The 12,456-nt window shown below is 32.7% G+C and carries 11 protein-coding genes; 7 read left to right on the top strand and 4 right to left on the bottom strand.

The genetic code is table 11. The features are described 5' to 3' along the window. Nucleotides 1–25: 25 nt before the first annotated feature. Entirely contained in the window at nucleotides 26–1,117 is a 1,092-nt protein-coding gene (locus tag AC2H4K_RS00330; RefSeq protein ID WP_281141384.1) for an efflux RND transporter periplasmic adaptor subunit, read from the bottom strand. Nucleotides 1,118–1,241: 124 nt separating this feature from the next. Then, entirely contained in the window at nucleotides 1,242–1,667 is a 426-nt protein-coding gene (locus AC2H4K_RS00325) for a hypothetical protein (RefSeq protein ID WP_281141385.1), read from the bottom strand. Between the two features lie 118 nt (nucleotides 1,668–1,785). Here AC2H4K_RS00325 and AC2H4K_RS00320 point away from each other — a divergent pair, with 118 nt between their 5' ends. After that, a complete protein-coding gene (locus tag AC2H4K_RS00320; RefSeq protein ID WP_281141386.1) occupies nucleotides 1,786–2,925 on the top strand; it encodes a lycopene cyclase family protein in 1,140 nt (379 codons plus the stop codon). On the opposite strand, the gene AC2H4K_RS00315 is transcribed toward AC2H4K_RS00320, so the two are convergent. Beyond that, a complete protein-coding gene (locus AC2H4K_RS00315; protein WP_281141387.1) occupies nucleotides 2,922–3,161 on the bottom strand; it encodes a hypothetical protein in 240 nt (79 codons plus the stop codon). The genes AC2H4K_RS00320 and AC2H4K_RS00315 overlap by 4 nt on opposite strands. Continuing rightward, the gene (locus tag AC2H4K_RS00310; RefSeq protein WP_281141388.1) at nucleotides 3,154–3,609 is read right to left on the bottom strand and encodes an SRPBCC family protein; all 456 of its coding nucleotides are present in this window, start codon (nucleotides 3,607–3,609) and stop codon (nucleotides 3,154–3,156) included. Before AC2H4K_RS00310 ends, AC2H4K_RS00315 begins: the two co-directional genes overlap by 8 nt. 226 nt (nucleotides 3,610–3,835) lie before the next feature. Between AC2H4K_RS00310 and AC2H4K_RS00305 the strand changes: the two genes are divergently transcribed. From AC2H4K_RS00305 to AC2H4K_RS00280, 6 genes are all read left to right on the top strand, one after another. Next, the gene (locus AC2H4K_RS00305) at nucleotides 3,836–5,779 is read left to right on the top strand and encodes a peptidylprolyl isomerase (RefSeq protein WP_493742666.1); all 1,944 of its coding nucleotides are present in this window, start codon (nucleotides 3,836–3,838) and stop codon (nucleotides 5,777–5,779) included. A 4-nt stretch (nucleotides 5,780–5,783) separates the two neighbouring features. Beyond that, the gene (locus tag AC2H4K_RS00300) at nucleotides 5,784–6,635 is read left to right on the top strand and encodes a peptidyl-prolyl cis-trans isomerase (RefSeq protein ID WP_493742665.1); all 852 of its coding nucleotides are present in this window, start codon (nucleotides 5,784–5,786) and stop codon (nucleotides 6,633–6,635) included. Then, entirely contained in the window at nucleotides 6,628–8,037 is a 1,410-nt protein-coding gene (locus AC2H4K_RS00295) for a peptidylprolyl isomerase (protein ID WP_493742664.1), read from the top strand. The genes AC2H4K_RS00300 and AC2H4K_RS00295 overlap by 8 nt, the downstream gene beginning before the upstream one ends. Before the next feature lie 6 nt (nucleotides 8,038–8,043). Beyond that, nucleotides 8,044–8,997 (top strand): AAA family ATPase, encoded by a 954-nt coding sequence (locus AC2H4K_RS00290; protein ID WP_493742663.1) that lies wholly within the window; start codon nucleotides 8,044–8,046, stop codon nucleotides 8,995–8,997. A gap of 397 nt (nucleotides 8,998–9,394) precedes the next feature. Beyond that, nucleotides 9,395–11,662, top strand: a complete 2,268-nt coding sequence (locus AC2H4K_RS00285; protein ID WP_281141393.1) for an aconitate hydratase — start codon at nucleotides 9,395–9,397, stop codon at nucleotides 11,660–11,662. Nucleotides 11,663–11,773: 111 nt separating this feature from the next. Continuing rightward, complete coding sequence (locus AC2H4K_RS00280) at nucleotides 11,774–12,445, top strand: Crp/Fnr family transcriptional regulator (protein WP_281141394.1); 672 nt, start codon at nucleotides 11,774–11,776, stop codon at nucleotides 12,443–12,445. The last annotated feature ends 11 nt before the right edge of the window (nucleotides 12,446–12,456 follow it).

The raw sequence follows: 12,456 nt of genomic DNA, 5'->3' as shown, positions 1-12,456 counted from the left end.
GTCTTTGTAGATTAAATTCTAAAAATTACTCAGCATAGAGGTCTAGCTCAGACAGTACTTGGTTAGGCTCAAGAAATTTAGTGTGTATTTCCTGATTGTTCTTAACCATTCTTATACCTTCCAATAGAATAGTGTCACTTTCAGAAAGCCCTTTGTTGATAATGTACAAGTGAGGTAATTCTGCAGCAATGCTTACTTCTTTCTGTCTAACTACATTAGATTTGTCAATAACAAAGACATAGGTTTTATCTAAAATTTCGAATGTCGCTTTTTGTGGAATGATTAGCGCATCTTTGTACGGCACAGTCATTAGTATACTACCTGTTTCACCATGTCTTAAAATACCATCAGGATTTGGAAAAGTAGCTCTAAAAGCAATATTTCCTGTTTCGCTGTTAAACTCACCTTCAATAGTTTCAACAATACCTTTTTGGTTGAATTTTCTATTGTTGGCCATTAATAGTTCAACTTGTTTTTTAGAATCCTTGTCCTTACTCATTATGTAATCAAGGTATTCTGTTTCAGGAACGTTAAAATACACCCACATTTTACTGTTGTCAGATAAAGTAGTCAACAACTCACCTTCGTCTAGTAGACTTCCTTCTCTAACTTCGAGATGATCCATGATTCCATCAAAAGGGGCTTTTACATTTGTAAAACCAAGATGTGTTTGAGCAAGTGCCACTTCGGCTTTGGCTTTGTTTAGATTGGCTTTAGCCATAGCTAATTCGTTAGGAGAAACAACGTTTCCATCAGCCAATAGCTGTGTGTTTTTTAGCTCAATTTCAGCAACATCAGATTCTGCTTTGGCTTTTTGAAGTTCAGCTTCGTAGATGTTTGGCATAATCTTAAACATCAGTTGGCCTTCTTTAACATGCTGACCTTCGTCTACTGATATTTGTTTCAGATAACCTTTTTCTAATGCTCTAAGTTCAATGTGTCTTATAGAGTGGATTTGACTAACATAGTCTTTGGTTGTAGAGGTATCCTTTTTTATAGGTTTTGTAACAAGAAACTCAGAATGATCTTGCTTTTCTTCATGTTTTTTCTCACAGCTAGTTAATGATATGGTTAAAATTAGGGCTGTGAAAACGAGTGTTTTTATTGTGATTTTCACTTTTTCAAAATTTTTATAAAATGATATTGAATGTAAGTATCCAAATTGATGGATGCTTGTGTTTTTTAGAACAAGAATAGTTCTAGGGATTAGACTTATAGTGTAAAGTCTATTCTTTAAAAAATCAAATTATAAAAACCTGAAGCTTAAGGTGAAGTCTTGTGTCTTGTTGTGTAACAGCAGGTTGAGGTCTGTAGATGTTTCTTTGGAGTTCGTTAGAAAAACTTCTATACAAATCAGCACTAAGTGTTGCTGCAAATAATGAAAGTTGAAAATTAGATTTGTGTTTTACTGTAGATTCTTCGTTTTCTGATTCATTGATTTCGTTGCCTTCAAAAAATAAATCATTCTTTGTGTCCTTGTGAATAGGAGTGAAAGTTGCAGAATCTGAAAGAAAAGTTGTTATAAGTGCTTCTGAGAAATCTTCATCTATTATTTCATAAGATGATGTTTCGTCACTGTTATATGCTACGCTAGCTTGTAAATTTGCTAGACTACACAATAACATTGCGCTTATAAAAAACAAATATTTTCTAAGAGTGACTTTCATATTAGTGCGCAAAATTATATGAATTGGAGTATATTACCAAAACGGATTATTGATAATTTAACATTTTGAAATAAAAATAGTTTTCGTTTTACCTTTATTTCCTCAAAAATCAACAGAATTGAATAAATACGATTACATTATTTTAGGAGCAGGTGCTTCAGGTTTAATGTTAGCTTACAGAATGTCTCAAGATGAATTTTTTGATGATAAATCCATCTTAATCATTGATAAAATTAAAAACAAAGGTGATGATAGAACTTGGTGTTATTGGGAAGAAAATAAGGGTGAGTGGGATCACCTTTTAACCCAAAAGTGGAAGAAAATATTTTTTGGAAGTAAAGATTTTTCTGAAACTATTGAGATTAATCCTTATCAATATAAAATGATAAGAAGTTCTGGTTTTTATGATTTTTTATGGACATCAATTCACTTAAAATCTAATTTTAGTTTTTTTGAAGATACAGTTGAATCTTTTAAAGAGGTTGAAGATGCTGTAGAAGTTATTACAAAAACGTCAACTTTTACCGGTTGTCAACTTTTTAATAGTTTACCAAATCTTGGTGTTTATGATAATCAGGTGAAGTATCCTGTTTTGCAACAGCATTTTTTAGGTTGGTTTATAGAAACGAGTGAAGAAACCTTTGATGATTCTGTAGCCACTTTTATGGATTTTAAAGTGCCTCAGAAGTGTAATACAAGGTTTATGTATATCCTACCTATTTCTAAGAAACAAGCCTTATTTGAATATACCTTATTTTCAAAAGAATTGCTTGATAAATCAGAATATGAAGAGGCTATAGAGGCATACTTAAAACAACGGAAAATTTCTGATTATACCATAGTAGAAAAGGAAATTGGAGCTATACCTATGACGGCTTTTGACTTTTCTAAACTAAATTCAAATCATATTTTAAATATAGGTACAGCTGGAGGCTGGACAAAAGCTAGTACAGGCTATACCTTTAAAAATACAACCAAAAAGACTATTGAACTAGTAGCTTATTTAAAAATCAACAGTGACTTGTCCAAATTTGCCAATAGAACACGGCATACGTTTTACGATACTATATTATTAGATGTTTTGGCAAATCATAATGGAGAAGGAGCTGCTATTTTCTCTTCAATGTTCAAAAAGGCGGATGTAAAAACGATTTTTAAGTTTCTTGATGAAGAATCGAGCTTGTGGCAAGAGTTGAAAGTTGTGTTGTCGGTACCTAAAAAGCGATTTATTCAAGCGTTTATTAAAAGATTATTTTAACTCTCAGAATACACTTGTCCTCTATGAGGTTTTAGAGCATCTCTTATTGGTTTCATCTCAGGTTCGTCAACAACTAAATAGGCATAACTATGCATATCGTTTATAGTTTCAATACCTGTGATGTCTATATCTAAATTGTTTAATTCTTTATATTCCTTTAGGTGAATGAGGTGGTGTTCTGCAGTTTTTAAACTGGCAGGACCTCTAAAATCCCAAATAAGTTTAAGTTTACGCATCTAAAACAGAAATTCCTTTTTCAACAAAGTTTTTAAAATAGGTCATGTACTTTTTTGTTTGTTTTTTAAAAGCGCTAGGCATTAAAAACAACATGGCATTCATGGCAAAAGTAGTAGGTTGAAACTCATTTACGGTAGTCCATTTTGTAAAGCCTTTTGCAGTACTTTCAAAATAATTTTCTTGAATGTTTCGCATACCTTTGGTGGTGTATGTAGCATGAAATTCATTCGGAAAATCTTGTTTTGTTATGGTTTCTACAAGATCCATTTTCCGCTTGCCAAAATCATAACTCATTCGCATTGTAGAACCCATTTCCCCTGGCACTCCTGAAACATGTTCGGTAGAAACAAGGCCTTCTTGCCAATGTTTCAAATTATCTACAGAATCCATCTTCCGAATGACTTCTTCAATAGGTTTTTCAATAATAATTTCAGTGGTGTATTTCATTCTGAGGGATTTTTAATAAATGTAGAAAAATTACTGACAATAGATTAACCTAATCGACGTTTATACGTTTTAACTGTTCAAACTACATTTTTAACTCAAAATAGTACTTTGGCAAAGTTTTTTCTAGACTGTTAAATGTTGCAAAATCTCAACTTGCTAAATAACCTATTTATGTTATTTTTGCTGAACTTCAAAAAACTGAATTACAATAAAAGAAGAAAACATTATGACTGCTAAACTTAGATGTTTGTTATTGTTGCTTTTAGCATTGAATTTTTCGTATGCTCAAAACCAAGATGAGGTTTTGCTAATTGTTGATGGTGATTCTATCATGTCTTCTGAATTCCTTAGGGTTTATAACAAAAACTTAGATTTAGTAAAAGATGAAAGCCAAAAGGATATAGGTGGCTATTTAAAATTATTCACAGAATATCAGTTAAAGCTTAAAGAAGCTCGTCGTTTAGGTTTGGATGAAGATAAAAACTATAAACGCGAATTTTCCAATTATAAAAATCAGCTTATCAAAAACTACTTATCGGAAAATAAGGTTACTGATGAATTGGTAAAAGAAGCTTATGAAAGAGGTAATGAAGATATAAAAGCATCTCATATTTTAGTGCGTTTAGCAGAAACTGAAAAAGATACTTTAGAAGCATATAATCAGGTTTTAAAATTAAGAGAGCAAGTTTTGGAAGAAGGTTTTGACGCTGTAAAAGCAAAAAAGCACAATGGGCAGACCGTTTTCTTGGAAGATTTAGGCTACTTCTCTGCGTTTAAAATGGTTTATGATTTTGAAACAGCCGCTTACAATACTCCAAAAGGTGAAATTTCAATGCCTTTTAGAACACAATTTGGTTATCATGTTGTAAAGGTTGATGATAGGCGAAAGTCTAGAGGTACCATTACAGCGGCTCATATTATGGTGGCTAATAATGAAAAAGACTCTTTATTCGATCCAGAAAAGCGTATAAAAGATATTTATCAAAAGCTCAACCAAGGTGAGGCTTTTGAGTCTTTAGCAAAACAATTTTCAGATGATAAAAGCTCTGCAAGAAATGGTGGTAAACTAGCGCCTTTTAAAAGTGGTCAGTTGAGTTCCATTAAATTTGAAGATGAAGCTTTTACATTAAAAGAAGATGGAGATGTTAGCAAACCTTTTCAAACAGCTTACGGATGGCACATTGTTAAGCGCATAAAGTTAGAACCATTAAAAACTCTTGAAGCGTTAAGACCAGAACTAGAAAATAAAGTACAAAGAGATTCTAGATCTAAACTTATTAAAGATGTTATGGTGGAAGAGTTAAAATCGCGCTATAAAATTTCACATAATTCAAACGCGAAAGTTTATTTTGAAGGTATTTTAACCGAAGATTATTTTAAGCGTTCTTGGAAACTTCCTGAAGATTTTAAAGCAGATGAGAAATTATTTTCAATCAATGAAAAGACTTTCAGTTATGATGATTTTGGCCGTCACCTAATGAATTCTCAACGTATGTATGCTGGTCGATCATTGAAATTCTCAACGCTTATTGAAAATGAATATAATTCGTATTTTGAAAAGGCAATACTTCAATTCAGAGAAGATAATTTAGAGAATGAAAATGAAGAGTTTGCTAATATACTTAAAGAGTATAGAGACGGACTTTTACTTTTTGACCTTATGGAAAAGGAAGTCTGGAATAAAGCTTCAAAAGATTCTTTAGGAATTGAAAAATACTATGATGAGCACAAATCAGAATATCAATGGAAAGATCGTGTAGAGGTGATGATGGCTTCTTCAGCCGATGAATCCATAGCAAAGAAAGCTCTTAAGTTAATGAAGAAAGGCAAATCCCAAGAAGACATAACTGAAGCGCTAAACTCTGAAAAAAAGCAAAACATCATCTTTACAAAAGGTACTTTTAGTACAGATGATAATAAGTTGCCAAAAGCTTTTAATGCTAAAGAAGGATTATCTAAAGTCTATATGCACAACGACGCTTTTCATGTAATAGATGTTAAAGCTGTGTTGCCTTCAGGAAATAAAACTTTAGAAGAGGCTAAAGGCAATGTTATTAATGATTACCAAATGGAAATAGAAGCCAATTGGATTAGCGATTTACACAAACGTTTTGATGTTGAAGTTAACGATAAAGCTCTCAAAACGATAAAATCTAAAATCGAAAACTAGTTTTTTGAAATACAATTTTTACATACTTACCCTTTTTATACTGGTTACTAGCTGCGATTTTTTCAAAAAAACAGATGATCGTGTTCCTGTAGCTAGAGTTAATGATAGTTATTTATATCAAGACGATATTAATGGTGTTGTTCCAGAAGGTGCTACAAAAGAAGACAGTACCTTATTAGTAAATGCTTATATAAACCGTTGGGCTAGACAATTGCTTTTAATGGATGGCGCTCTGGTTAATCTATCTGAAGAAAAGCAGAATGAGTTTTCAAAACTTGTAGAACAGTATAGAAGCGATTTATATACTAAGGCTTATTTAGAAGCTTTGGTAAATAAGAGTATTGATACGGTTGTTAATCCAAATGAAGCCGAAGTGTTTTATGAGGCTAATAAAGAATCATTTAAATTAAATGATGACTTGTTACAGTTTAGGTATATCAGCTTACCGTTAAATCCTATTAATTTAGACACTATCAAAAATAGATTTCAGCGTTTTAAAAATAAGGATAAACGTTATTTAGATTCTATTTCGGTACAGTTTAAAGCCTACTCATTAAATGATTCTCTTTGGGTAAAGTTTAGTCAAGTTGCAGAGAAAGTTCCAGTGGTTTCTTTTGAAAATAAAGACCAATTGTTAAAAAAAACTAATTTCTTACAACTCAAAGATTCATTAAACCTATATTTGATGCAAGTTAATGACGTACGTCTTCAAAATGATTATGCACCTTTAGACTACGTAAAACCTTCAATCAGACAGATTGTTATAAATAAAAGAAAGTTAGAGCTTATCAAGCAACTCGAAAATGATATTACAAAAGATGCCATTGAAAACAATAAATTCCAAATTTATGACTAGAGCAATCCTTTTTATTTGCTTTATTTCATTCAACTTTTTAAGTGCCCAAGAAATTATAGAAGACGAAAAACCTCAGTTAGAAAAAGCTAAGGATACTATTCGTAATACCGATCGCGTTAAAGCGGATGGAGTAGCGGCAGTGGTTGGTGATTTTATAGTTTTAGAATCAGATTTAGATAGAGAAATAGCACAGCTTGAAGCACAGGGAGCTGATTTATCTGGTGTAACAAGATGTGAACTTTTTGGTAGTATGCTAGAGAGTAAATTGTATGCGCATCAAGCTATTCAAGATAGTATTTTAGTAAATGAATTATACATTCAGTCTTTAGTAGATCAACAAATACAAGGAATTTTAGCACAGACTCAAGGCGATATGGATGGTTTATTAAAATTCTATAAGAAAGATTCTGAGAAATCGCTGAGAGATGAAATGTATGAAATTAATAAAAGTGGTTATCTCGCTAGTGAAATGCAAAAAAAGGTAACTCAGGAAATAGAAGTAACTCCTGAGGAAGTTAGAACATTTTTCAATGATATTCCTGAAGATGAACGTCCAACTTTTGGTACAGAGTTAAAACTAGCGCAAATAGTTGTTATTCCTGAAGTAACAGAAGAAGCCAAACAAGCTGTAATAGAGAAGTTAAAAGGGTTCAAGAAAGATGTAGAAGAGAATGGTTCAAGTTTTACAACTAAGGTGTTATTTTACACAGAAGACGCTGGTTCTAAATCTACAGGAGGAAAATATACACTAAATAGAAAACAACCAAGAATGGTTAAAGAGTTTAGAGATGTTGCATTTTCATTACAAGAAGGCGAAATCTCTGAACCATTTGAAACGGATTTTGGTTACCATATTATATTATTAGAAAAAATTAGAGGTCAAGAGTATGATGTTAGGCACATTCTACTTCGTCCAGAATTGACCCAAGAAGCTGTTCAAAAGGCAAAAGATAAAATCGATGAAGTTAGAGCCAAAATTGTAGATGGCACGCTAACATTTGCAGAAGCAGCAAGAGAGTTTAGTGATGAAAAAGAAACTAAATATGAAGGTGGGCAAATGACAAACCCAACAACTCAGGATTTCAATTTCGAATTAACAAAAATAGATACCGAACTTTATACGCAAATCCAAGACTTAAAAGATGGTGAAATTAGTAAGGTGTATCAAGATGAAGATCGAGTAAACAGAATTAAGTTCAAAATTCTTACTGTAACAGATAGAATTGATGATCATAAAGCTGACTTTGCAAGAGATTATTTAAAGATTAAAGAACTAGCCTTACAAGACAAGCAAGTTGAAGCTATCGCAAAGTGGCAAAAAGAAACTATTAAGGAAACTTATATAAAAATAAACGGTGAGTACAGAGATTGTGAGTTTCAAAGTAACTGGTTAAAACAATAATAGTGTATGTCTGATGTAACCAAAATTGAAAATTTTGTAAAAAAATACGACACCTTAAAACAAGAAATTGCTAAAGTAATTATTGGTCAAGAGGATGTAGTTAATCAGATATTGATATCTATTTTTTCAGGAGGTCACTCACTTTTAATAGGTGTTCCTGGTTTGGCAAAAACCTTAATGGTTAATACTATTGCCCAAGCTTTAGGTTTAGACTTTAAGAGAATTCAGTTTACACCAGATTTAATGCCGAGTGATATTCTTGGTAGTGAGATTTTAGATGAAAATCGTCATTTTAAATTCATAAAAGGACCCATATTTGCTAATATTATTTTAGCAGATGAAATAAACAGAACGCCACCAAAAACGCAAGCAGCTTTATTAGAGGCCATGCAAGAAAGAGCAGTAACGGTTGCGGGTCACCAATACAAATTAAATTTACCATACTTTGTTTTAGCAACACAAAACCCAATTGAGCAAGAAGGTACTTATCCGTTACCAGAAGCGCAGTTAGACCGTTTTATGTTTGCAATCAATTTAAAATATCCTTCATTTCAAGAAGAGGTAGATGTTGTTAAATCTACTACAACAGATGTAAAACAAACGGTTAATGCTCTGTTTACTGCACAGGAAATTATAGATTTTCAAGATGTGATACGTCGTATACCAGTTGCAGACAACGTTATTGAATACGCTGTGTCATTAGTTGGTAAAACCAGACCTAACGAAAGTACTGCTGCAGAAGTGGTGAAAGAGTTTGTGGATTGGGGAGCTGGACCAAGAGCTTCGCAAAATTTAATCTTGGCGGCTAAAACGCATGCTGCCACTAAAGGAAAATTCTCTCCAGATATAGAAGATATCCAAGCCGTTGCTACAGGAATTCTTCGTCACAGAATTATCAAGAATTATAAAGCTGAAGCCGAAGGTATTACAGACGAAAAAATAATAGAAAGTCTGTTTTAATACTGCACTTTGATTTTAATTGTCTTCTAAATTTTAGAGCTTAAACTTTTCTATTTTACAAAAGTTCATTTTAGTATTAACTATCACTATTTAGTTATAATATTAAGTTATTAATTCAAGCTTGTGGTGGGTTAGATTTTGTCTAATTTTAGACTGCAAATTCGAGTTTAGAGCAGTTGTTAAGTAATTCATAGTCATTCTAAATAATTTGTTTTGTTAAATTATTGTATAACTAATTGTTTTACCGTTAATTATTCATTGATTTAAAGGGTTTTTAGAAGAACTGTGAATTATTTTCAGAGAAAAAGCATTTTTATTACATATTTTAAAATGCTCTTTAAAATTCGTAATTTTGTTACACTAAATAAACAATTTATCAACCATTTAAATATACTATATGGCTTTTGACATTGATATGATTAAAGAGGTTTATTCCCAAATTTCTGAGCGCGTAGATGCAGCAAAGGAAATTGTAGGTAAACCATTAACCCTTTCTGAAAAAATATTGTATTCCCACTTATGGGACGGAAAACCAACACAAGCATTTGTTCGTGGTAAAGATTATGTAGATTTTGCACCAGACCGAGTAGCTTGTCAAGATGCTACGGCTCAGATGGCATTATTACAATTTATGCAAGCAGGTAAACCTAAGGTGGCTGTGCCAACTACGGTTCACTGTGACCACTTAATTCAAGCAAAAGATGGTGCTGCAACAGATTTAAGAAATGCAAACAACACAAGTAGTGAGGTTTTTAACTTTTTAGAATCAGTTTCAAATAAATATGGTATTGGTTTCTGGAAACCAGGAGCAGGTATTATTCACCAAGTGGTTTTAGAAAATTATGCATTCCCAGGTGGAATGATGATTGGTACCGATTCTCATACTGTTAATGCAGGTGGACTTGGTATGGTAGCTATTGGAGTTGGTGGTGCTGATGCTGTTGATGTAATGGCAGGAATGGCTTGGGAACTTAAATTTCCTAAATTAATTGGTGTTAAATTAACTGGAAAACTTTCTGGTTGGACAGCACCTAAAGATGTAATATTAAAAGTGGCCGATATACTTACTGTAAAAGGTGGTACTGGTGCTATCGTAGAATATTTTGGTCCTGGAGCGACATCAATGTCATGTACAGGTAAAGGAACTATTTGTAACATGGGTGCAGAAATAGGTGCTACTACATCTACTTTTGGCTATGACGAATCTATGGAGCGTTATTTACGTGCTACAGATAGAGCTGATGTTGCAGATGCAGCAAATAAAGTTAAAGAGTATTTAACTGCAGATCCTGAAGTTTATGCTAATCCTGAGCAATATTTCGATCAAGTTATTGAAATAAACCTTTCTGAATTAAATCCATTATTAAACGGACCTTTTACTCCAGATTTATCAACTCCAGTAGGAAGTAATATGACTGAAAAGGCTACTGAAAATGAATGGCCTTTAGAGGTTGAATGGGGACTAATCGGTTCTTGTACTAACTCATCTTACGAAGATTTATCAAGAGCAGCTTCGATTGCGCAACAAGCTTTAGATAAAGGTTTAAAAACTAAAGCAGAGTTTGGTATTAACCCAGGTTCTGAGCAAGTAAGATACACTGCGGATAGAGATGGTATTTTAGAGGTATTCGAAAAATTAGATGCTAAAATATTTACAAACGCTTGTGGTCCTTGTATTGGACAATGGGCAAGATATAGCGATCCTAAAAATGCACCAAAAAACAGTATAGTGCATTCGTTTAACAGAAACTTTGCTAAGCGTGCTGATGGAAACCCAAATACGCATGCTTTTGTGGCATCTCCTGAAATTACTGCTGCTATTGCTATTGCTGGTCGTTTGGATTTTAATCCTATGACAGATAAGTTAATAAATGAAAATGGCGAAGAAGTAATGTTAGATGAACCAACAGGATGGGAATTACCACCTAAAGGTTTTGAGGTTAAAGAAAATGGATATTTAGCTCCTAAAGCTGACGGAAGTAGTGTAGAAGTAAAAGTTGCTCCAGATTCAGAGAGACTTCAACTTTTAACTCCTTTTGAACCTATTGGTGATACTGTAAAAGGTGCTAAATTATTAATAAAAGCATTCGGAAAATGTACTACAGACCATATTAGTATGGCTGGACCATGGTTACGTTTTAGAGGTCACTTAGATAACATTTCTAATAACTGTTTAATAGGTGCTGTAAATGCTTTTGGTATGAAGACTAACTTTGTTAAGAATCAATTGACTGGTGAGTATGCAGGTGTTCCTGATACTGCTAGAGCTTATAAGGCTGCTGGTATCAAATCTATAGTAGTTGGTGATCACAATTATGGTGAAGGTTCTTCAAGAGAGCATGCAGCTATGGAGCCACGTCACTTAGGTGTTGCGGCTGTTATAGTTAAGTCTTTTGCGCGTATTCACGAAACAAACCTTAAGAAACAAGGTATGTTAGGATTGACGTTTGCTAATGAAAATGACTACGATTTAATTCAAGAGGATGATACATTCAACTTCTTAGATTTAGATCAGTTTGCACCAGATAAACAATTGACTTTGGAAATTGTTCATGCAGATGGAACTAAAGATGTTATTAAATTAAATCATACCTATAACGCTGCACAAATTCAGTGGTATAATGAAGGTTCTGCGTTAAACTTGATTAAAAAGCAAAACGCTTAATAATATACTTTTTTAAAAGTAACATGAAAGCCCTTAAGAAATTAAGGGCTTTTTTATGTAAGATTATTTAGGTTTTGGCGACAATTTTTAAACTAACCAAAACCTCTAAAAATGCAGTCAATCTGGTTTTTTAATGATGTAAACCTGTTCAAGGTTTTATGTCCTCATAAGTTAAAAGAGTACAAGGAATGTCATACTTTCAATTTATATAATAAGAATGATTACATATATTTTGAAGAAGATGCGGCAAACAAAGTTTATCTAATTGATAAGGGTAAGGTGAAATTGGGCTATAATAATGAAGATGGTTCTGAAGTTATTATGGCTATTTTAGGGAAAGGGGAATTGTTTGGGGAAAAAGCTATTTTAGGCGAGAATAAAAGAACCGAATTCGCTCAAGCTATTGATAAATCTACATCAATATGTCCAATAGGTGTAGACACTATGCACGAGTTAATGAGAGATAATCAAACATTTACTCTAAAAGTATATAAGTTTATTGGTTTTAAGTTTAAGAAACTTGAAAGACGTCTTCAGCTTTTACTCTTTAAAGATACCAAAACGCGCTTGGTTGAATTTATAAATGAGCTCTGTTCAGATTATGGTTACGATTGTGAAAAGACAGGAAATCAAATTATAAGACATCCCTATTCTCAAAAAGATATTGCTTCCTTAATTGGTACATCTAGACCAACACTTAATATTTTGATGAATGAGTTGAAAAATGAAAACTTCATTGATTTTAATAGGAAAGAAATAAAAATCTTGAAAAAATCTGCTTAGTGTAAGCTAGC

Source organism: Winogradskyella sp. 266wxhm (assembly GCF_058964685.1).
This window is presented reverse-complemented; position numbering and strand designations above follow the sequence as displayed.